This is a genomic window from Pseudomonas sp. HK3 (assembly GCF_052920985.1).
The window spans coordinates 1,616,560-1,638,679 of the sequence record NZ_JBREXD010000001.1; the positions used below are offsets into that span (position 1 = coordinate 1,616,560).

Sequence of the window (22,120 nt, forward strand, 5' to 3'; positions counted from 1 at the left end):
CGGGGCAAGCTCGTACAAAAGAATAGTGATGTAGGTCGGGCATTGCCCGACAAAAGCAGTTGCTGGTGGGCAGTGCCCACCCTACCAAATATAGATATTTTAGATTGAAGCGGACATGGATGTTTGATCGCTCGCGGGGCAAGCTCGTACAAAAGAATAGTGAGGTAGGTCGGGCATTGCCCGACGAAAACAGTTGCTGGTGGGCAGTGCCCGCCCTACAGCGACAGCTACTCAGTGTTTATTTATACGGATTTACATCGTCTGGGTTTTCTTGTGTTTTAAAGCGTTTATGCAACCAAAGATATTGGGCAGGGTAACGACGAATTGCGCTTTCTAACCACTGATTGTAGGCTTTAGCATCTTGTTCTTCATCGCCTGTTTCAGGCAGTGCTTCGTAGAATTCTAAAATATATTCTTGGCAATCTTGTTTGCGATGATAGCTGTAAGGCACGATGCGCGCGTTGCCGCTTTTGCTTAAAAACGTTAGGCCAGAAATAGTAGAGGCTTGGCGGCCAAATAAGGGTGCAAATACAGCGTGCTTACGGCCGTAGTCTTGGTCGGGTGCATACCAAAGTGCTTCGCCACGTTGCAAACAATCAATAAATCCTTTGACGTCTTTTTTGTGGTACGCGTGGGTCACAAAACGGTAGCGGCCACGCATCATGATGGCGTTCATTAATTTGTTATCTAATGGGCGATAGGTGACGTTCATTTCGGTAATGAGACTGGTGATGGCACCTGCTAAATCTAAAATACTAAAGTGTGCACCGGCTAATACAACGCCTTGGCCATTGTCTAAAAACTTATCGAAGTGCTCTTTGCCACGCACATCCAAGGTTGGTTTAAAACGTTTATAATTGCCAAACCAAGCTGTACCGCTGTCTAAATAACCTTGCATGTTTTCGTGAAAAATTTCTTTTACTAACGCGTCTTTTTCATCGGCGTTTAACTCAGGAAAACAAATATCCACATTGACTTGCACAACATGGCGGCGGCTTTTTGCTAAATTATAGGTTAGCCACGCTAAGCCTTTACTGATTTTCCATTGGACTTTGAATGGGAATAATTGGCATACAAATAAGAAACCCACAAATAACCATACGCCCCAATATTTAGGTTTTAAATATTCGAGCTTTAATAAGCGTGTATCTTCAATTTGATTGGGTTCTTTTTTATTATTCATATTTCTATCGTTAGATGGGATACGAGAGAAGAGAGATGTTTTGCTCTTCTCGTTAGTAAATTAATAAGGTGACGACGTCTAACGTCTAACGTCTAACGCTCAGCTATGGGCTTTAATACTGTTAATAATGTTGGTGGTGCTGCACCCGTCTTCGAAGTTTAGCACTTGTACTTGGCCACCATTTTCGAGGACTTCTTTACCACCAGCGATGTCTTCAATTTTATAATCACCACCTTTGACTAAAATACCTGGGTAAAAGTTTGGCGATTAAACGCTGAGGAGTGTCTTCGCTAAACGGCACGACGTAATCCACACTTTCAAGACCGATTAATACATCCATGCGGTGGTCGGTTGGGTTAATTGGGCGACCTTCGCCTTTTAAACGGCGCACGGAATCATCCGTGTTCACGGCAACAATTAATTTATCACCTAATTTTTTGGCATTTTTCAAATAACTAACATGGCCTGGGTGCAATATATCAAAACAGCCATTGGTCATGACGATGGTTTCGCCTTGGGCTTTGGCATCGCTGATGATATCCAGCAAGGCGTCTTCGTCTAAGATGCCGCCGTGGGCAATTTCATCGGCTTTGGCAGCTCGGCGTAACTCCGCAAGGCTCACAGTTGCGGTTCCTAATTTCGCAACCACAAGAGCGGCGGCGGTGTTGGCAAGTGCAGTGGCTTCGGCCAGTGGGCTACCCGCGGCAAAGGCAGCCGCTAGCACGCTGATCACGGTATCACCTGCACCGGTGACGTCATACACTTCGCGAGCGGTGGCGGCCAAATGCACAGGCTGTTCGCCTTTTTGAAAAAGTGTCATGCCTTTTTCGCTGCGCGTGACCAGTAAAGCATCAAGGCCTACGGTTTCGAGTAGTTTAAACCCCTTGCTTACCAGTTCGGCTTCGTCTTTACACGGGCCAACCACTTGCTCGAACTCACCCATGTTAGGGGTGATTAAAGTTGCGCCACTGTAACGCTTAAAATCACTGCCTTTAGGATCAATAAAAATAGGTTTGTCTTGAGCATTGGCGATGGCAATAAAGTCTTCGATGTTGTGCAATGCGCCTTTGCCATAATCACTTAATATGACCACGTCGCATTCTTCAATTTGCTGTTTATAGTTTTCTAGCATGTTGGTGTTGTCGGCATCAGCAAAGGATTCTTCAAAATCCAAGCGAATCAATTGTTGGTGGCGACTTAAAACACGCAATTTGGTAATGGTCGGGTGACTGGCAATGGCGGTGAATTGGGTTTTAATGTTTTGGTGACGCAAGGTGGTGCTTAATACTTGTGCGTTGTCATCGCTGCCCACCAGTCCTAACAAGCTGGTTTGGGCGGTGAGACTGGCAATGTTGAGCGCCACGTTACCTGCACCACCGGCGCGATCTTCGATATCGCTAACTTTAACCACAGGTACAGGTGCTTCTGGTGAAATACGCGAAGTTGGGCCGCTCCAGTAGCGATCTAACATCACGTCCCCAACCACTAAGATACGGGCGTTGGCAAAGTTAGGAATACGCAAAGTCATGAATTAAAACCAAATAATTTTATTAGCTGGCTATGTTAGCACAAGCAAATGCTGTGGGCAGTGCTTCGTGTACCAGTTGTGCCTCGCTTTTGCGACAAAGGGGTAATCATGAATCGGTGGTGCTAGAATGAGCTCGTACTCATTATGTATCCACAGTATTAGATAAATCATGGCTAGATTACTTTATACCCTTGTTTTAAGTGCGCTCATTCCCATCATCGTGTTGCGTATATTTGTGCGTGCACGTAAAGCGCCTGCTTACGCAAAACATTGGTGGCAGCGTTTTGGTTTTTTCACGGGTCCTAAGCGTCTCAATGGTAAGCAAGGTGGTATTTGGTTTCATACTGTGAGTGTGGGTGAGTTCATTGCAGCGGTGCCGCTGATTGAGCAAACCATGAAAGCGCATCCTGATGAACTGATTACAATTACGACGACTACCCCTACTGGTAGCGAACAAGTTAAGAAACGCTTTGCAGCTGAGTTGGGTAAGCAGCTATTTCATGTGTATTTACCTTATGATCTGCCTTGGTTTTTGCAGGGGTTTTTACGCAAAGTACGTCCGCAATTGTTGGTGATCTTAGAAACAGAGCTGTGGCCGAATTTGATTCATTGCAGTAAAAAAAGTGGCTGTAAGGTGTTGGTGGTGAATGCGCGCTTGAGTGAAAAAAGTGCCAAAGGCTATCAAAAAGTAGCTGTGTTAGCGCGCGCTATGCTGAATCAATTAGATGGCTTAGCGGTGCAAAATGCAGCGGATGCTCAGCGGTTTGTAGCGCTGGGAATGCCGGAACATGCCATGAATGTCACGGGCAGCATTAAGTTTGATTTAACGATTTCGCCTGAATTACTTAACCAAGGCCAAGCCCTACGCCACAGCTGGGGGAATAAGCGCAAGGTGTTAATTGTGGCGAGTACCCACAAAGGCGAAGACGAGATTGCATTGGACGGTTTTGCAACGTTGCTCAAACACGACCCTGAACGGATGATGATTCTGGTGCCGCGCCACCCTGAGCGTTTTGATGATGTAGCGGGGTTGATTCAGCAGCGTGGTTTTACGCTGAGCCGTCGCAGTTTATTAGACGCCTCAAATCAAACACAGGTCTTGTTGGTGGATGCCATGGGCGAGCTGATGGCATTTTTGGCGGCAAGCGATGTGTGTTTGATGGGTGGCAGTTTTGTTGAAAACGGCGGGCACAATCCGCTTGAGCCAGCGGGTTTAGGTGTGCCTGTATTGATGGGCACTAGCCAGTTTAATTTTGCTTTGATTTGCCAGCAACTAGAGCAAGCGGGTGGCCTGCAAACGGTGGGGGCTGAAAACTGGGCTGATGTAGCCAATGATTGGTTAACAGATGCGCAATTAGCTCAATCAAAGGGGCAAGCTGCGAAAGCCGTAGTTGAGGCTAACCGTGGTGCAAAACAAACCGTATTCGAATGGATTGAGGCATTATTTGCCCGTCACTAATACGGGTTTGAGTTCTAAAGCTAAAAAGCCCAAGCGGATATCGATTCGCTTGGGCTTTTTTATAAAACGGTGTGAAGTTGTTTTACTCAGGTATTTTTGATCAATACCCTTTGGTTGTGTAATCAATTTTAAAGTCGATGCCTTCAACACGGGATACGGCGGTTTCTATGGTGCCGTCATCGTTTAGCTCTATCCAGCGGTAGCCAGGCCCTTCTTTGTCGACATCAAAATCATTGGATTCTGGCGTAAACTGTACGCAAGTCGAAGGTGTCGAAATGAAGCGCACGTCGTCTACCATGTTGTCGCTGTCTTGATGAACATGACCCCACAACACCACACGAACGTTGTCGTATTTAGCGATGATATCTAAGAAGGCTTGGCTGTTTCGAATTTGCTGAGTATCTAACCATTTACATCCCATAGGTTTTGGATGGTGATGCATGGTGATAAGCGTGTGACTGGTTGAATCGGCTTGCAAGGCGTTTTCAAGTAAATCGAGCTGGCTCTGAGCAAGGTTGCCGAACACACTGCCAGGGACTTGGCTATCTAATAAAATTAACTGCCACTTCCCTTTTTTAATCACGGGCAACATTTCGTGTTGCTCGCTGACCACCTGTAGCATATTGGTACGATAGTCGTGATTACCAGGGATCCAGAATTGTTCTTTTTTATCTTGGGCTAACAGATTTTTTAAATGTTGGTAGGACTCAACACTGCCGTCTTGGCTTAAATCGCCTGTGCATAAATAAAAATCATAGTTATCTTGTTCGCAGTGGATTTTATCCATGACAGCCTGAAGACTAGCTTGAGTATCCATGCCGAGGAGTTTGCCTTCCTCTGTTGCAAACAGATGGCAGTCAGTGATTTGTATAAATTTTTGCATGACTAGTAAGGTCCATACCCATCCGTAGGCGCTAACAACATGAATTCATAGCACTATAATGTTAATAGCTTAGTCACTTCCAGTGTCGGAGTCACATTTTAACGGCTTTGGGTGGAAATTTAGTTCGATGTCCGCTTCACCATGACGCAAGCAATGCTCTAACCAATCCGCTAAAAACTGATTAATTTGATGCTTTTCATCCGGCTGACGCATTTGAGGGTTTGGATAGTGGTATACCCCATTAAAGCGATGGTGGTGATCAAATACCACAACTTCAGCCATGTTTACATCATGGTACAGGCGGACTTCCATATGGGGAGGCTGCAAGAAATCATGTAGCTCACTTATTTGTTCAATGGCAATGGTTAAGGTGTATGGGAACTGTTCCGTGATAGTAAAGCGAATACTGGTGCGATGACCTATACCGCCAGTCACGGTGAATTCACGACCTGTGCCTTTGTCCATTTCGGGCAGCAAAGTGAGCAAGCGCATGTAATTATTTTCACATACCTTGGCAAAATTGGTGAGGTCGGGCACATAGTGCTTGGCCATGTTTAATGGTGTCCCATGGTTTATGACTGGGCCTGTTTAAGTAATCTAAGCTCTAACCACTGTAGCGCAATAATGGTGGCGGCATTGCTAATAATACCTGAGTTTACCGCGCTAAAGGCCTCAGAGCTTGAGATCTTGGTTATTTTAATGTCTTCGGATTCGTCTGCCACACCATGTATGCCCTCAATGGCTTGGCTATCTACCTCCGCCATAAACACATGCAATACTTCATCGCAGCCACCAGAGCTTGATAAATAACGGCTGATAGGGACAAGGTGCTCTATGTCTGCGCCGCTTTCCTCTTTGGCTTCTTTAGTGGCAACGGCTTCTGGTGAGAGGCCTTCTTCAATCATTCCCGCCACAATTTCAAATTGCCAAGGGTGTTCGTAATTTAGGGCACCAATTCGAATTTGCTCGGTCAGAACCACAATGTCGAGATTAGGGTCATACAATAAGACAGCTGCGGCTTCACCTCGTTGAAATAATTCACGGGAAATAACCGGCCCCCACTGGCCATTGAACATTTTATGCTGCAATGTAATCTTACTCATACGAAAGAAACCCTGATAACAGGTTTCTTTTTTATGAATTTTTATGTCGTTTTGTTGGTACGTTGGCTTTATCATAGTGACAATTTAAAACTTAACTCAGGCTTTATATCTGATTTTGCAACAATATGTTGTATTAGGTCTTTCTAATGTATGGTTCCAAGATGGCCATTAAGTGGTTAGAATCCGTGCAACTTTAGTTCTTCTACAGGAAGCAACCATGAAAAAATTGGCGTTAGCCCTTTTCACCATAGGCGCCACAGTAACATCACAGGCAGCCGATCTTAAAAATGTTTTTGAGCAGGCGCTTGCCAATGACCCGCAACTGGCCGCTGAAATAGCGTCTTCTGATGCAAATGGTCAAAGTTTAGGCTTAGCTCGTCAGGCCTTTCTACCAACGGTAACATTCGAAGCCGATATTGGTACGACAGAGATCGAAGTGGGTGACAACCCAAAACAAGAATACGATAAAACGGTATATGCATTACAAGCCACGCAGCCTTTGATCGCGCCATCAGGCTGGTACAGCTATAGCTCGGCTAGTGCAGCGACCGACAGTTCTGTGATTGAACGTCGTAAAGCAGAACAAAGTTTAGTGGTGCGCATAAGTGAGGCGTATTTCAATGTTCTGCGTGCGAATGCAGGTTTAGCGTCCTCTAAAGCACAAGAGGCGGCGGTTAAACGTCAGCTAGAACAAACACAGCAACGTTTTAAGGTTGGTTTAATAGCCATCACCGAAGTGCATGAAGCGCAGGCTATTTATGATGGCGCGACCGTTGAGCTGATTGTTGCAGAAAGTCAGTTAGACATTGCCTATGAATCACTTGCATTGCTAACAGGTGAACGTTATGACCGTATCAATCCATTGAAAGAAACGATTCCTTTGATTGGCCCAGTGCCAGCTGACCGTACGTATTGGGAGCAAAAAGCACTGGGGCAAAACCTTGATGTGTTAATTGCAGAGAAAACCCAATTGTCAGCTGTGGGTAACCATAAGTCTAAAATCTCTGGCCATTTACCGACTGTTAATTTGGTTGGTCGTTATCAAGTCAGCGATGATGAATCGAGCCTGAGTGCTAATGACGAAGAAGTGACGTCGACTTACGTTGGTGTCAATGTAAGCATGCCAATCTTTGCTGGTGGTGCGACTTGGGCTGGTCAGAAGCAGGCTTATTATCAGCGCCAAGCGGCTGAGAAAAGTTATGAAGCTGCACAACGTTCAGCTACGTTGAATATCCGTTCTTTATATCGTCAGCTTGAAGCCGACGTTGCTCGTATTACAGCGCGCAAGCAAGCGACCAGATCAGCACGTAGTGCCATGGAAGCAACTCAAACGGGTTATGAAGTGGGTACACGTAACATTGTTGAAGTACTACAAGCACAGCTTTCAGTATTCAGTGCGCAACGTGATTATGCTTATGCACGTTATGATTATGTGATTGATCTATTGAAATTTCGTCAGGCAGCGGGTGAATTATCGGTTGCTGATATTGATGAGCTTAATGGCTGGTTACAGCGTTAATCTTAATACCTAAAGCAGCATTATGTACAACCCGCCTAGGCGGGTTTTTTTATGACTTTAAATAGGGCGAATAAACGCTAATAGCGTTGTGTTTTAACACATTAGGTTAGTGCCTTCGCCATTGCTCACTTGCAGATTTGCATTCGCTACTAGTATGCTAGCGCGATTATCTAAATAAGAACTATAAGCCCAATGATCCCAGAATCCTTGCGTTGCCTATACTTACACGGTTTTAAAAGCGGCCCCAGCTCAGTGAAAGCTCAGCAAACGGTGCGCTTTTTTGCCGAGTATGATGTGGCGCAAAATCTACATGTTCCGCAGTTATCCCCAGAGCCTGCGACAGCCATTGATGAAGCTCAATTCTTATATGAACAGCTCATCGATGAAGTGGGTGTGGATAACTGTTTGGTCATAGGTTCAAGCCTTGGCGGCTATTATGCGAGCTACCTAATTGAACGATTTGGCGGCCGAGCGGCTTTAATTAATCCAGCTGTGCGCCCGTACGAGTTATTACAGGACTATTTAGGGGAGAATGAAAATCTGTACAATGGCGAAAAATTTATCGTCACACCCAGTTACATACAAGAGCTTAAAGACATAGATGTGATGCCACTACAGCATCCTGAACATCATCTATTGTTAGTGAAAACCCATGACGAAACACTCGATGCCATGGAGGCGGTTAAAAAATATCAAGCCAGCCCCAGCATCATAGAACATGGCGGTAATCACAGTTATGACGATTACGCCAAACGTTTACCCAGTATATTAAATTTTGCCACCCAGCCTTACTAGGCCGGCACAGATACATAAGAGCATTAGATAAGTATGAGTAACTATACTGCGCAATCCATAGAGGTATTAAGTGGTCTTGACCCAGTGCGTAAACGCCCGGGCATGTACACCGAAACCACTCGCCCTAACCATCTTGCTCAAGAAGTCATCGATAACTCGGTGGATGAAGCATTGGCGGGCCACTGTAATCACATAAAAATCGAATTATTTGCAGACCAATCGTTAGCGGTGACCGATAACGGCCGTGGTATGCCAACCGACATTCACCCAGAGCACGGCGTCAGTGGTGTTGAATTAATCTTAACCAAGCTGCATGCCGGTGGTAAATTCAGCAATGACAACTACCAGTTCAGTGGTGGTTTACACGGTGTGGGTGTATCGGTTGTAAACGCATTATCCCAAGCGTTAGAAGTGACCATTCGTCGCAATGGTGAAATACACCGCATCGCATTTAAAGATGGTTACAAAGCGTTAGAGCTTGAAAAAATCGGTGAAACTAAAAAGAAAAAAGACACCGGCACCACGGTACGTTTTTTAGCCGACCCTAAATACTTCGATAGTTATAAGTTTTCGGTTACCCGCCTAAAACACGTGCTGCGTGCTAAAGCGGTGTTATGCCCAGGTTTGCGTATTGAGTTTATTAATCACGGCAATAACGAAGATAACAGCGAATGGCATTACGAAGACGGTTTGGTTGATTACTTAACCGACGCCACCAATGGCTATGAAGTATTACCGCCGGAACCCTTTGTGGGCTCCATGGCCGGTGAAAAAGAAGCCGTGGACTGGGCCGTGCAATGGCTACCTGAAGGTGGCGAGCAGCTCATGGAAAGCTATGTGAACTTAATTCCCACTGCGCAAGGTGGCACGCATGTAAACGGTCTGCGTACAGGTTTGTTAGAAGCGTTACGTGAGTTCTGTGAATTCCGCAGTTTATTACCACGCGGTGTGAAACTCGCACCCGATGACGTGTGGGATAAAGTTTCATATGTATTGAGTACAAAAATGGCCGACCCTCAATTTTCGGGTCAAACCAAAGAGCGTTTATCCAGCCGTGAAGCGGCCGCGTTTGTATCGGGCGTTGTGAAAGACAGCTTTAGTTTGTGGCTAAACGAACACGCGACCATGGGTGCGGCCCTTGCCGAAATGGTCATCAGCAATGCACAACGCAGAATGCGCAGCGCAAAAAAAGTGGTGCGTAAAAAAATCACCCAAGGCCCTGCACTGCCGGGCAAGCTGGCGGATTGCTCGACTAATGACCCTAAGTATTCTGAAATATTTTTAGTGGAAGGGGACTCCGCTGGCGGTTCTGCAAAACAAGCCCGTAGCCGAGAGTTCCAAGCCATCATGCCTTTGCGCGGTAAAATCCTAAACAGTTGGGAAGTCGATTCAGGCGAAGTACTGGCCAGCCAAGAAATTCATGACATTTCCGTCGCCTTGGGTGTCGACCCCGGTGAAGCGGATATGACGAACTTACGATACGGTAAAGTGTGCATCTTAGCGGATGCCGATAGCGATGGTCTTCACATCGCCACCTTGTTATGTGCATTATTTGTAAAACATTTTAGGCCTATGGTTGAGCAAGGTCATGTGTATGTGGCAATGCCGCCATTGTATCGAATTGATGTGGGTAAAGATGTTTATTACGCATTAGACGAAGCCGAACGTGAAGGTGTGCTTGATCGTATTAAAGCTGAAAAGAAAAAAGGCAAAATTGGCGTGCAGCGATTTAAAGGTTTGGGTGAAATGAACCCACTGCAATTGCGCGAAACCACCATGGACCCAGATACACGTCGCTTGGTGCGCTTGTCGCTAGACGCTGAAGACGGCACAGATGAAATGATGGATATGCTGTTATCGAAAAAACGTGCAAGCGATCGTAAGACTTGGCTTGAATCGAAAGGCAATCTTGTCGAGTTATAAGCGGCGCTAGATCCAATCTGTTTTGTAGGTTAGGTATTGCCTGACACAAGAATTATAAAACCTTAGCGTATTGAGCTAGGAGAGATAAAAAGAATGAGTGAAATAATAATTGGTGAAGACGGTATTGAACGTCAAACCTTAAAAGATTATACCGAAGGCGCATACCTAAACTATTCCATGTACGTCATCATGGACCGTGCTTTGCCACACATTGGTGATGGCTTAAAACCTGTACAGCGTCGTATTACCTACGCCATGAGCGAACTTGGCTTAAAAGCCGGTGCAAAATATAAAAAATCTGCCCGTACCGTCGGTGACGTGTTAGGTAAGTTTCACCCTCACGGAGACAGTGCTTGTTACGAAGCCATGGTATTAATGGCGCAGCCGTTTTCATATCGTTACCCGCTGGTGGATGGACAAGGCAACTGGGGTAGTGCAGATGACCCTAAATCATTTGCAGCAATGCGTTATACCGAAAGTAAGTTAACCAAATACGCAGATGTATTACTGGGTGAGCTGGGTCAAGGTACAGTTGATTGGCAGCCAAATTTTGATGGCAGTTTACAAGAGCCAATAACCTTACCCGCACGTTTACCGAATATATTATTAAACGGCACTACCGGTATTGCCGTGGGTATGGCCACCGACGTGCCGCCGCATAACTTACGTGAAGTGGCTAATGCATGTATTCACATGTTGGATAATCCAAAAGCCACCACGCAAGACTTAACTCAATTTGTGCAAGGCCCTGACTTTCCAACCAACGCTGAAATCATTACGCCAAAAGCCGATATACAGCGTATGTACGAAACCGGTAAAGGCAGCGTAAAAATGCGCGCTATTTACGAAATGGAAGATGGCGATGTCGTGGTTACCGCATTACCGCACCAGTGTTCAGGTAATAAAGTACTTGAGCAAATCGCGGATCAAATGAATAAGAAAAAGCTACCAATGGTAGCGGATTTACGTGATGAGTCTGATCACGAAAATCCAACTCGACTGGTTATCGTGCCTAAATCAAACCGAGTGGATATTGTGCAATTAATGAATCATTTATTTGCCACTACAGACCTAGAAAAAAGCTACCGCATTAATATGAATATGATCGGTATCGATGGCCTGCCAAAAGTAAAAAGTTTAAGTGACATTATCGGTGAGTGGTTAGTGTATCGAACCAACACCGTTCGCCGTCGTTTAGAGCATCGTTTAGAAAAAGTATTGGCTCGTTTGCATATTTTAGATGGTTTGTTGGTCGCGTTTTTAAACATTGACGAAGTGATCGAGATTATTCGTCATGAAGAAGAACCAAAACAAGAATTTATCAAACGTTTTGGTTTATCTGATATTCAAGCTGAAGCCATTTTAGAATTAAAATTACGTCACTTAGCTAAGCTAGAAGAAATGCGGATTCGTGGCGAGCAAGACGAGCTACAAAAAGAACGTGAAAACCTAGAAAAAACCCTAGGTAGTGAGCGTCGCATGAAAACCCTAGTGAAAAAAGAAATCACCCAAGACGCCGAAAGCTATGGCGACGAACGTCGCAGCCCAATGGTAACCCGTAAAGAAGCACAAGCATTATCTGAAACAGACCTAATGGGCGCTGACCCAGTGACGGTTGTGTTATCAGAAAAAGGTTGGATTCGTGCGGCGAAAGGTCACGATATCGATGGCAATACACTCGCGTATAAATCAGGCGATAAATTCTTAAGCCAAGCCAATGCCAAGACCAATCAACAAGCGGTGTTTATCGACAGTACAGGGCGTAGCTACAGTATCAATATTCATGGCCTACCAGGTGCACGAGGTTATGGGGAGCCTGTAACGGGTTCGGTGACATTGCCAGCTGGGGCGAATTTAAGCGCCATGTTAGTGGGGCAAAACAAAGACCAATACCTAATTGCCAGTGAAGCTGGTTATGGTTTTATCACCACCTTTGATGAAATGCAGTCGAAAAACAAAGCCGGTAAAGCCTTGTTGAATAAACCTGCCGACAGAACACTTCATCAGCCAACCAAGGTACAAGACTTGGCCAATGATTGGGTAGTGGCGGTGAGTAACGAAGGTCGATTGTTAACGTTCCCTGCGGCAGATTTACCGATTATGTCAAAAGGTAAAGGCAATAAGATTATTAATCTTGGCACAGGCGGCACTGAAAATTTGATCGGCTTATCACTGATGAAACAAGGTGACATGTTGATTGTGAATGCCGGTAAGCGCCATGTAAAAATGAAGTTTGCCGATCTTGAACATTATCAAGGTGAACGTGGACGTCGTGGTAATAAGTTGCCACGTGGCTTCCAAAACGTCACCAGTATAGAGGTGATACGCAAAGATGATGAATAATAAGTAGAAAGCCAACTGTAGGTCGGGCACCGCCCGGCGCAAACAGTTGATGGTGGACAGTGCCCACCCTACAAACCCAAGTTGGTAACAGCTTGGGTTTTTATTTGTAAGTATAAAAATAGTAAAAAGAAAAAGGATGTTTTATGAAACGATTATATGAAGCTCAAAATTCAATAGAAGCCCATATGATTCTTAATTTGCTAGAGCAATCGGGTTTAACGGGCCGTGTGGATGGTGAACACTTACAAGGCGGTGTGGGTGAAATTCAAATGTCAGGCATTGTACGCGTAATGGTTGAAGATGCCGATTATGAAGAAGCATTAAGCATCATCGAACAATGGGATGCAAAGCAGCCAGAGATTAAAGAAAACATAAAAATAGTAACAAAAAGAAAAAATTCATTGTTAATGATGGTAATTGGTTTTCTAATAGGGGTAGCTTGTACCTTTTATTATTATGATGTGACTCCTGAATTTGATGGAGCCGATAATAATAAAGATGGAAACCTAGATGAATTTTGGACGTATGTGAATGGGTATCTTAGAGAAGCTAAGGTTGACCGAAACTTTGACGGGGAGATGGATTTAATTATTACATATGATCGTTTTGGTAAGCTTAAGACGTCAGTCTCGGATGATGATTTTAATGGTACGTTTGAAACGACGATGGATTATGAGTTCGGTAATGTTATAAGTATGAAATCAGACACAACAGGTGATGGCTTTAAAGATGTTCAAACCCAGTATTTAAATGGCGGAGGCGCCATCACTCAATTATTAACCCCTGAGACAAAAGCCATACGACTGATACAAAAATTTAACGCGTTTAAACTGTATGAATCCCATTTTGATAGTAACGATGATGGCGTGTTAGACACAATGCATCGATATGATGAGTATGAACAGATTATTGAGACAATTAAAAAATAAAATGACTGAATCCAATATTTATCCTGATGTTTGCCCTTTATGTCAACAACAAAACCGTTGCGTAAATTTGAATTCGGAAAATAAAAAAGAGTCTTGTTGGTGTCGTGATCCTAGTATTCAATTTCCAAAAGCTTTATTAGACCAAGTGCCAGAGAATAAAAAAGACAAGGCATGTATTTGCCAACAATGTACGAGGGATTATTTAAAAAACATTGTTGATGACAACACTAATATTGGTGTGAAAAAATATACGCCAGAGTGAGCTTCGTTCTTTTTAGGTCGCCTGCAAGCAATCTCCTACGATGATGGTTACTGTAGGAGTCGAGCTTGCTCGCGATAAGTGAGGTTTGGATTTTTGCTTGTCTCGTTTGTGGCGAGCGACCAAAATTAATGGTCATGCTCGGTAAAAGTTATAGCCCCATTTCACTTAAACCTGCATGATCAGCAGGCCTTACGCCTAATGGCCAATGAAATTTACGTTCACTTTCTAAAATAGCCTCGTCGTTAATACTGGCATGACGCTCGGTCATTAACCCTTTTTCATTAAACGCCCAGTTTTCATTGCCGTGGCTGCGGAACCAATTACCGTTTTTATCATGCCACTCATACGCATAGCGCACAGCAATTCGGTTGCCTTCATAAGCCCATAATTCTTTGATTAAACGATACTCTAATTCTTTATTCCATTTACCACTTAAGAATTGAATGATTTCATCTCGGCCTTTGACGAATTGATCGCGGTTACGCCATTGGCTATCTAAACTATAAGCCGTGGCAATTTTTTTAGGATTTTTATTATTCCAAGCATCTTCAGCTATGCGGACTTTTTCGATGGCGCTTGTTTGTGTAAATGCAGGAAGTGGGTTACGAATGTCTTCAAAATTTAAATCAAAATTCATGGGGTTGCCTTTTTTTGGTCTTGAAAAATGTTTCATAAATCTAATGTGATAGCATCTGTTGTGCTGCGTGAGACACAAGGACACATTAGATTTTGTGTGTTTCTATCTTGATCTGTTAAACAGTTGTCATGATGTTTGGCTTTTCCATTAAGTACAGTCACAGCACAGGTTTTACATTGCCCAGTTTTACAGCTGTGTAATGCGTCAATACCAGCATCTATTGCGGCATCCAAGATGCTCTGATGTTCACTGACGATCACGGTCTTGTTTGATTTAGCAAACGTTACACTAATGGGTTTTGCTAGTACTGAGGATTGCTGGCTGAATCGTTCATATACGATTCGATCTGCATCTAGGCCGAATATGTTGGCTTGTTGGATTACATCTTCCAGTAATCGGTTTGGACCACACACATAAATCCATGCATCCTCTGGCGCTTGCTTAAGAATGTTTGCAATATCCATGCGCGCATTGGTCTCTTGGCTATAAAATGATATTTGTCCTGATAATGCTCGCTTTAATCGATCTTGAAACGGCATGTCCGCTAAGCTGCGTCCAGCGTAGTGCAAATGGAATGATACTTGGCGACATTGCAGTGCTTGCGCCATGGCCTTAATGGGGGTGATGCCTATGCCACCTGCTATTAAAATAGCTGGACGATGATCGTTATGGAGTTTGAAATAATTAGTGGGCTCATCACATAGCAGTACTTGTCCCAGCTGAATGTTTGCATGAATAGCATTGGATCCGCCTTGACCGTTTGCCTCTTTTTGCACTGCAATTTCATATATATCTGTGCGCTTTGGGTTCGAACAAATAGAGTAATGACGATGGATTGTATTGCCGCTACTAAGTTGAACAGGAATTTTTAAATGCGCTCCAGCTTGAAAACTGGGTAATGATAATCCACTTTCATTACGTAATTCGTAGGCTCGCACATTGGGTGTAAGCTGACGGATACCGGTTACCACTAAACGCAGTGAGCCAGTGCCGAGTTCAGGCATTTTCGATTGTATGGTGTTTGTTTTTAATGTTTCATTTTCTTTTAGAATAGGCGCAATGACTTTTTCTACATCTTCTTCTGTAAAGCGAGGTGTGATGTGTTGTGGGCAATTCCAATCAAACCCTTCAATTGTGATTAAGAAGCCACGTTCAACGGTGGCTCGATAACCATCTATTTCTAGTTTAGCGAGCATGTCCCAGTCTTGGTCGTGGACTTGTGTGACGCGACCAAACATTTTTAATCGACGGCGATTTGGGTAATCCATAAAAAATAACGCAACACGATCATTTGTTTTAAAGTTGCCTGTACTGACATATTGGCGATTACCGCTGAAGTCGGCGAAGCCAATGGTGCTAGCATTAATGACTTTCATGAATCCTTTTGGGCCGCCGCGGTGTTGCAAATAGGGCCAGTTATTTTCATTGACACTGGCCATGTAAAAGCTATCGCGCTGGGCAAGGAATTCGGCTTCATAGTCCGATAATAAATAATTGTGGTCATCACCTTCATCCATGATGGCATAACCGGATCGACTGTTGTGCTGGGTTTGAATTGCCCTTACGGTGTCGGTAAAAGCAATTTGTGCGTATTTATGGGCCATGGTGGAGCCTCCCACAGAAGCGGTGAGGGCTTGATTCAAGCCACTCGCCTAAGTGATCAAAATTAATTGGCGTTTTGTAAACTGACTTTTGGGAAATCAATTTCAACTCGACTGGCTTTGCCTAAAATATTGGTTAATACATTCATTCCCACGTGAGTGATGATTTCAACGATTTGGCCATCGTCATATCCAGCATTTCGAACCTCTAGTAATTCAGCTGTGGTGACTTCGCCATTATGTTCGGCCAGAGAACGGGCAAATTTAACGGCCACGGCGGCTTTTGCATCCTGGCTGCCACCAGCGCGGTTGGCTTCAATTTCGGCTGTTGATAAACCGGCTTTACGGCCAATGGCACTGTGAGCGGATACGCAATATTCACAGGCGTTTTGTTCTGCCAAACCCAATGCAATGCGTTCACGAGTTTGTGGGTCCAAGCTGCCCTCGCCGGCAATACCGTGTAAACCCAGAAATGCACGCAGTGCAGCAGGAGAGTTGGCAAAGATTTTTAAAAAGTTTGGCACCATGCCGATCTGACCCTGAATGGCGTCGTAAAGTGCAGCTTGTTCTTCGTTTGCTTGTTCGTTGGTGACAAGGTTAATACGGCTCATGTTCTTTCCTTTGTTTATTTAAGTGAAGTGGTGGTGGGTGTAATCACCATGGAAAGCAGTTTGCCTACTAACGTTTGATTAAAGAATACTCGTAATGCACAATATATTATTTCGATTGGTGGAATAATAATGGATCAATTACACCTTATGACTGTGTTTGTGGCAGTGGCAGAGTTACAGGGTTTTGCTCCGGCCAGTCGTCAGCTCCATATGTCACCACCGGCGGTCACTCGGGCGATTGCGGCTCTAGAGGCAAAGGTAGGGGTGAAGCTGCTGGCTCGTACCACGCGTTTTGTGAAAACCACCGAAGCTGGGCAGCGCTATTTAGAAGATGCTAAACGCATATTGCAAGATGTGGAGCGAGCGAATGAAGCGGTACAGGGGATTCACAGCGAACCTAAGGGCTTGCTAAGAGTGACGGCCCCTGTTTTGTTTGGGCAGCAGAATGTTTTACCGGTAGTCGTGAAGTACCTCAATGATTATCCACAAACAACGGTTGATTGCGTATTTGTTGATAGGGTGGTGAATTTACTCGAAGAAGGATTTGATGTGGGTGTGCGTATTGGTCATTTGCCGGACTCTACGATGAATGCTCGTCATGTGGGTCAAGTGTCATTGCAGTTGGTGGCATCACCGGAATATATAAAAAGAAATGGTTTACCCGATACACCACAAGATTTAAAAGCCCATACGTTAATTGCTTCAAGCTTTGGGGATATGACCTATGACTGGCACTTTCATCAAGATAAGCAAGAAACATCAGTGCGTATCATGCCTACACTACTGGTTAATACTAATCAGGCTGCGATTAATGCAGCTAATGAAAGTTTAGGAATTAGTCGTGTGTTGTCTTATCAAGTGGGCGAAGAGTTAAAGTCTGGGCGTTTAAAAAGTGTCTTGACCCAGTTTCAGCTGCCTCCTTTGCCGGTACACATTGTTCACCGCGAAGGCCCTAACGCATCCACTAAAATTCGTTCATTTATTGATATTTTAGCCGCGCGTTTATTAAAAGATTCTATTTTAAATTAAGGTTGATGATGCAGGTAAGAGAGGCGATAGATCTGTTTATGAGAATATATTTTGTATAAAATAAAGGTAATTGAGCCTGCAAAAAAGCAGGCTCAATTATTGATGCAGGTTTTAAGATTTATCAAATGTATGGACAGCCGCTTTAATTGAGCCGCCTAACTCCGACCCCGCTTTTTCAATGCCTGACTTTATTTTACGCCAAGCATTGCCACCGTCATCGGATAGTTTACTCAGCTTTTCTTTTAGCAGTGCATGCTTTGCCTCTAAATCATCAACTTTATGTTGTAAATCAATGGAGGCATCGGATTTTTCTTGGCGAGCTTTTGCTTTCAATTTCATAATTTCAGCTTCCCACTCATCCAATTTAGCTTCGTATTTCTCTCGGTATAATTCGACGTCACTCATTATAGTGCTCCTTTTCTCCTATGTTATAAGGCAACTATAATAAGGCAGCAATTGTGCCAACTGTATAACAGCCATTTCATAGGGTGTTATCTAATAAGTGGTTCAAAAAATGGTGTATTTAACCCATTTGATGGTGCTTTTGAGCCACTGAGGTTTCTTTTTAAGAGGCTTTATCTTTTAGATTGTATTTTTGAATGCGGTATCTCAATGTTTCTCGTGTTGTGCCAAGAATATCGGCGGTTTGCGAAACATTAAAATCATTTTGTTCAAGTGCTGTTTGTATAATGAAGCTATCCATTTCATCAAGCTTCATGCTGCCATCTAAATGAATTGTGATTGCGTTTTTAGGCACATCATTCGTACATTCTTTGTCATCTATGTCACAGGTCTCAGTTAACTGTAACCATTTAGCTGGTAGCTCTTCATCTTTAGATAACAATACGCTACGTTCAACAACATTGCGCAATTCACGAATATTACCTGGCCAAGAATAATTAAACAGTTGCTCCCATACATCGTCTGTTACTACAGTGACGCGTTTGTTTGCTTTTTTGTTGTACTCTTGAATAATGCTTGGTACGAGTTCGACTAAATCTTCCTTGCGCTGGGCTAATGAGGGTAGGCTGACACAAAACACATTAAGGCGGTGATAAAGGTCATCTCGAAACTCTCCTTTATCCATTGCTTCGCCTAGATCAACACCCGTCGCGGCAATGATTTGTACATCAAAGCTTATTTCACGCTCACCCCCAATACGACGTGCTTTTTTATCTTCCAATGCTTTGAGCAGCTTGGCTTGAAGATCAAGATCCATATCGCCAATTTCATCTAAAAACAATGTGCCGCCATGGGCCTGCTCAAATAAACCGCGGAAACGTTCATTGGCACCCGTAAATGCGCCTTTTTCATGACCAAACAATTGTGATTCAAGCAGCTCTTTAGGCAACGCTGCACAGTTGATCTCAATTAAAGGGCCATCGCTGTTAAGGCCGCAGTGGTGAATAATGCGAGCAGCAAGGCCCTTACCACTGCCTGTTTCGCCAACAATGGTCACGGCACTTATAGGCGCTTCAGCGAGTACGCCGAGCATCTCCCTTACATGCTTAGCCGCTTCACTTTGCCCAAGGTAACTATCTATTTGGTAAAGCTGTTTATTGGTATTGCTGGATTTGATAAGGCGACGATTAATCGTTGCTAATCGATGGGCGCGAGTAACCACCACTTCTAAGCGGCTGTTTTTAACGGGTTTGGATAAAATATCGTACGCTAGGTCGTCAATTTCATCGACATTGATGTCTTTTTCAGGGTCATGAGTGAAGATCCACTCTGAATAATTAGTAAGTGCTTGTAGTTCATTGCTGTTGTTAATCATTTCATCTGCAGACGCATCTAGGTCTGCGAGGATGACATCGGGGCAATAGTCATCATCCGACAAATGATCTTTTACCATTGTTAAGCTATCAACAAGATCAACATGCCAGTCTTTTGCTTTAAAGTACTTCGCTAAACTCTCACTATTTTGTACGTCATCTTTAATGACCAGCAATCGTTTCTTCATGTATGTTTTCCTTTGAAAAATTCTTGAACTTATTGCCTAGTGATAACATAGAAGCAAGTGCTCGTATTGAAAGGGCCGATCTTATATTTGTATAAAGTTAATGTCTTTATCTATTTATAAATATGTTGATTATATCGAACAAACAATAAAAGTGATTCGGGTCTTTTCAACCAAATATATTTTTCATTGGTGATTTTCAACCATATATTCTTCCTAAATAGGGGTTTTAGCCCAGTAAACACGCTATTTTTTTCTGGCATGCATGTTGCTCTATGGTAATCGTGTTCAACAAAAAAAGGACTAACCATGTTAAAACGTATTACCACTATTAGCACGATTGCCACTCTCGGTATGTTGTCATTAACGCCATCAGCGGCTGTTGCAGAGCCGCATGGATATATTGGTGCAGGTTACGGCCAATATAAATTTAAATTTGACGACGGTGATAACGATCAAAAATTTAGTGATAAAAATACGGTTGGAAAAATCTTTTTAGGCGCACAAGCAACGGACGTTGTGGGTGCCGAGGTGACTTATTTATCTTTTAGTGATGGTGAAGATGGCGTTATAAAATCTGAAATAGAAGGTGTATCGGCGGCTTTAACCCTAGGTGTACCAATTGGTGATTATCTTGCAATTAGAGCTCGTGGTGGTTGGTTAATTTGGGAAGCCGATTACAAAGTGGATAATCTTCCGCTTAAAGAAACCGTTGACGGCGAAGACTTTTTTGTAGGTGTTGGTTTAGAAATTGGTCTTGGTGACTCAGTTGATATCCGAGTTGATTATGATCGTTATGAATTGGATGAAAATATCGACCCAGAACTGGATATGATTTCTGTGTCAGCTCAGTTTTCATTTTAATTAAACCACGCTATAAAATTTGCTAAGCCAGTTCACAACTCTGTGTTACCGAGCATTAAGCAAAACGAAATAAACTAGCTAAAAAGTGAGGTAAAAGATATGTTACATTGGGCAGTCGTGTTTTTTGTAGTCTCTATAGTTGCAGCGTTGTTTGGATTTGGCGGTATCGCGTCATCGGCGGTTGGTATTGCTAAGGTGTTGTTTTTTATCTTTATTGTGTTATTTGCAATTTCATTAATCTTAGGATTGATAAAGGGTAAAAAACCCAATATATCGTAAAGCAAATTTAAAAAATATTTTTTATTAACTTTAAGGAGAACATCATGAAAATTGTATCAGCTCTATCAGTAACGGCGCTTGTATTGACATTGGCTGCATGTGATAACAACACAGCAGATAAAGCCAGTGACAAAGCGAATGAAGCTTACGAAAACACCAAAGAAATGGCGCACGATGCGGGTGAAAAAATCAAAGACACCGCAGATGAAGTGGGCGATAAAATGAAAGAGCCATTTCAAAACCCAGCTGAAGAAGTGGGTGAGCAAATAGAAGACGGTGTTGACGAAATCAAATAATCAAAATTTGATGGTTTGATATAAAAAAGCCCGATTATTCGGGCTTTTTTATGCCTGCTACTTATTAAACGGCTGTATGACCGCCATCTACGGGTAGAGCGATACCTGTGGTAAACCCAGAATTAGATGAACACAAATACATAACGGCTTCGGCTATTTCTTCTACTTTACCGATGCGGCCTACTGGGTGCATACCGGCCACAAACTCCGCTTTACGTGGATCACTTTCAGCTGCACGGCGAAACATTTCGGTATCGATAACGGCTGGGCAAACGGCATTGACACGAATGCCTTTTTTACCGTACTCAACCGCGGCGGATTTAGTTAACCCAATCACGGCGTGCTTGCTGGCACTGTAAATGGCCATTTTAGGGGCTGCGCCTAAACCGGCAACTGATGCGGTATTGACGATAGAACCACTGCCATTTTTGAGCATGGCAGGAATTTGATACTTCATACAACGCCACACACCTTTGACGTTGACGTCCATGATTTTATCAAATACGCCTTCCTCACCATCGGCAAGTTTACTTTGTTCTATTTCAATGCCTGCGTTATTAAATGCAATATCGAGTTTACCATAGGCTTCAATGGTGGCATCCACCAACGACATCACCTGCTGGTCGTTTGTTACATCACACGGTACAAACATAGCGGTACCACCTGCTTGTGTGATTTCATTTACGACTGCTTCACCATCTTGCTGATTAATGTCAGCAACAACGACCTTAGCGCCGCCTTGAGCAAAAGCCATCGCCGTTGCTTTACCGATACCGGCACTTGCACCAGTGATAATGGCCACTTTATCGTTAAAATCTTGCATAGCACGTCCTATTAATATGAATCAATCATGACTCAAGATTAGCGCTAAGTGCTCGCTAGGTGAAATGGATTCTATGCATGTTGCTTTATTAAT

At 43.6% G+C, this 22,120-nt stretch carries 21 protein-coding genes and 1 pseudogene; 11 read left to right on the forward strand and 11 right to left on the reverse strand.

What is annotated here, in order from left to right; translation table 11 throughout:
* Positions 1-238: 238 nt before the first annotated feature.
* Both ACU6U9_RS07460 and hldE read right to left on the reverse strand, forming a co-directional pair.
* Positions 239-1,183, reverse strand: coding sequence for an LpxL/LpxP family acyltransferase (locus tag ACU6U9_RS07460; RefSeq protein WP_446734406.1), 945 nt, complete (start codon positions 1,181-1,183; stop codon positions 239-241).
* 99 nt (positions 1,184-1,282) lie between these two features.
* A pseudogene (gene hldE / locus ACU6U9_RS07465) lies at positions 1,283-2,711 on the reverse strand (bifunctional D-glycero-beta-D-manno-heptose-7-phosphate kinase/D-glycero-beta-D-manno-heptose 1-phosphate adenylyltransferase HldE).
* Between the two features lie 169 nt (positions 2,712-2,880).
* Here hldE and waaA point away from each other — a divergent pair.
* A complete protein-coding gene (gene waaA / locus ACU6U9_RS07470) occupies positions 2,881-4,170 on the forward strand; it encodes a lipid IV(A) 3-deoxy-D-manno-octulosonic acid transferase (RefSeq protein WP_446734407.1) in 1,290 nt (429 codons plus the stop codon).
* Between the two features lie 100 nt (positions 4,171-4,270).
* On the opposite strand, the gene cpdA is transcribed toward waaA, so the two are convergent.
* The 3 genes from cpdA to ACU6U9_RS07485 all read right to left on the reverse strand — a co-directional run bounded on the left by cpdA (position 4,271) and on the right by ACU6U9_RS07485 (position 6,231).
* Positions 4,271-5,053, reverse strand: a complete 783-nt coding sequence (gene cpdA / locus ACU6U9_RS07475; protein WP_446734408.1) for a 3',5'-cyclic-AMP phosphodiesterase — start codon at positions 5,051-5,053, stop codon at positions 4,271-4,273.
* 69 nt (positions 5,054-5,122) lie between these two features.
* Entirely contained in the window at positions 5,123-5,605 is a 483-nt protein-coding gene (locus ACU6U9_RS07480; RefSeq protein ID WP_446734409.1) for a DUF1249 domain-containing protein, read from the reverse strand.
* Between the two features lie 20 nt (positions 5,606-5,625).
* Entirely contained in the window at positions 5,626-6,231 is a 606-nt protein-coding gene (locus ACU6U9_RS07485) for an NUDIX domain-containing protein (RefSeq protein ID WP_446734410.1), read from the reverse strand.
* Positions 6,232-6,373: 142 nt separating this feature from the next.
* On the opposite strand from ACU6U9_RS07485, the gene ACU6U9_RS07490 reads away from it, so the two are divergent.
* The 6 genes from ACU6U9_RS07490 to ACU6U9_RS07515 all read left to right on the forward strand — a co-directional run bounded on the left by ACU6U9_RS07490 (position 6,374) and on the right by ACU6U9_RS07515 (position 13,927).
* Positions 6,374-7,675, forward strand: coding sequence for a TolC family outer membrane protein (locus ACU6U9_RS07490; RefSeq protein WP_446734411.1), 1,302 nt, complete (start codon positions 6,374-6,376; stop codon positions 7,673-7,675).
* A gap of 192 nt (positions 7,676-7,867) precedes the next feature.
* Positions 7,868-8,470, forward strand: a complete 603-nt coding sequence (locus ACU6U9_RS07495; RefSeq protein ID WP_446734412.1) for a YqiA/YcfP family alpha/beta fold hydrolase — start codon at positions 7,868-7,870, stop codon at positions 8,468-8,470.
* Positions 8,471-8,503: 33 nt separating this feature from the next.
* Positions 8,504-10,393, forward strand: coding sequence for a DNA topoisomerase IV subunit B (gene parE / locus ACU6U9_RS07500; protein ID WP_446734413.1), 1,890 nt, complete (start codon positions 8,504-8,506; stop codon positions 10,391-10,393).
* A 93-nt stretch (positions 10,394-10,486) separates the two neighbouring features.
* On the forward strand, positions 10,487-12,736 hold the full coding sequence (parC, locus tag ACU6U9_RS07505) for a DNA topoisomerase IV subunit A (protein ID WP_446734414.1): 2,250 nt from the start codon (positions 10,487-10,489) through the stop codon (positions 12,734-12,736).
* A 143-nt stretch (positions 12,737-12,879) separates the two neighbouring features.
* Entirely contained in the window at positions 12,880-13,665 is a 786-nt protein-coding gene (locus ACU6U9_RS07510; RefSeq protein WP_446734415.1) for a putative signal transducing protein, read from the forward strand.
* Positions 13,634-13,927, forward strand: coding sequence for a cysteine-rich CWC family protein (locus tag ACU6U9_RS07515; protein ID WP_446734416.1), 294 nt, complete (start codon positions 13,634-13,636; stop codon positions 13,925-13,927). Before ACU6U9_RS07510 ends, ACU6U9_RS07515 begins: the two co-directional genes overlap by 32 nt.
* A gap of 148 nt (positions 13,928-14,075) precedes the next feature.
* Here the strand turns inward: ACU6U9_RS07515 and ACU6U9_RS07520 are convergent, their stop codons facing one another.
* From ACU6U9_RS07520 to ACU6U9_RS07530, 3 genes are read right to left on the reverse strand one after another with little or no spacing between them, the layout of a single operon-like run.
* On the reverse strand, positions 14,076-14,564 hold the full coding sequence (locus ACU6U9_RS07520; RefSeq protein WP_446734417.1) for a nuclear transport factor 2 family protein: 489 nt from the start codon (positions 14,562-14,564) through the stop codon (positions 14,076-14,078).
* A 32-nt stretch (positions 14,565-14,596) separates the two neighbouring features.
* The gene (locus ACU6U9_RS07525) at positions 14,597-16,207 is read right to left on the reverse strand and encodes a 2Fe-2S iron-sulfur cluster-binding protein (protein ID WP_446734418.1); all 1,611 of its coding nucleotides are present in this window, start codon (positions 16,205-16,207) and stop codon (positions 14,597-14,599) included.
* 23 nt (positions 16,208-16,230) lie between these two features.
* Positions 16,231-16,776 (reverse strand): carboxymuconolactone decarboxylase family protein, encoded by a 546-nt coding sequence (locus ACU6U9_RS07530; protein ID WP_446734419.1) that lies wholly within the window; start codon positions 16,774-16,776, stop codon positions 16,231-16,233.
* A 129-nt stretch (positions 16,777-16,905) separates the two neighbouring features.
* On the opposite strand from ACU6U9_RS07530, the gene ACU6U9_RS07535 reads away from it, so the two are divergent.
* A complete protein-coding gene (locus tag ACU6U9_RS07535; protein ID WP_446734420.1) occupies positions 16,906-17,805 on the forward strand; it encodes a LysR family transcriptional regulator in 900 nt (299 codons plus the stop codon).
* A gap of 111 nt (positions 17,806-17,916) precedes the next feature.
* Here ACU6U9_RS07535 and ACU6U9_RS07540 read toward each other — a convergent pair whose 3' ends face one another.
* A complete protein-coding gene (locus tag ACU6U9_RS07540) occupies positions 17,917-18,210 on the reverse strand; it encodes a hypothetical protein (RefSeq protein WP_446734421.1) in 294 nt (97 codons plus the stop codon).
* Between the two features lie 160 nt (positions 18,211-18,370).
* Positions 18,371-19,768, reverse strand: coding sequence for a sigma-54-dependent transcriptional regulator (locus ACU6U9_RS07545; RefSeq protein WP_446734422.1), 1,398 nt, complete (start codon positions 19,766-19,768; stop codon positions 18,371-18,373).
* A 306-nt stretch (positions 19,769-20,074) separates the two neighbouring features.
* Between ACU6U9_RS07545 and ACU6U9_RS07550 the strand changes: the two genes are divergently transcribed.
* From ACU6U9_RS07550 to ACU6U9_RS07560, 3 genes are all read left to right on the forward strand, one after another.
* Entirely contained in the window at positions 20,075-20,629 is a 555-nt protein-coding gene (locus ACU6U9_RS07550; protein ID WP_446734423.1) for a porin family protein, read from the forward strand.
* A 99-nt stretch (positions 20,630-20,728) separates the two neighbouring features.
* Entirely contained in the window at positions 20,729-20,908 is a 180-nt protein-coding gene (locus tag ACU6U9_RS07555; RefSeq protein WP_446734424.1) for a DUF1328 domain-containing protein, read from the forward strand.
* Positions 20,909-20,952: 44 nt separating this feature from the next.
* Positions 20,953-21,204, forward strand: coding sequence for a hypothetical protein (locus ACU6U9_RS07560; RefSeq protein WP_446734425.1), 252 nt, complete (start codon positions 20,953-20,955; stop codon positions 21,202-21,204).
* A 64-nt stretch (positions 21,205-21,268) separates the two neighbouring features.
* On the opposite strand, the gene ACU6U9_RS07565 is transcribed toward ACU6U9_RS07560, so the two are convergent.
* Complete coding sequence (locus ACU6U9_RS07565) at positions 21,269-22,027, reverse strand: SDR family oxidoreductase (RefSeq protein ID WP_446734426.1); 759 nt, start codon at positions 22,025-22,027, stop codon at positions 21,269-21,271.
* Positions 22,028-22,120 lie beyond the last annotated feature (93 nt).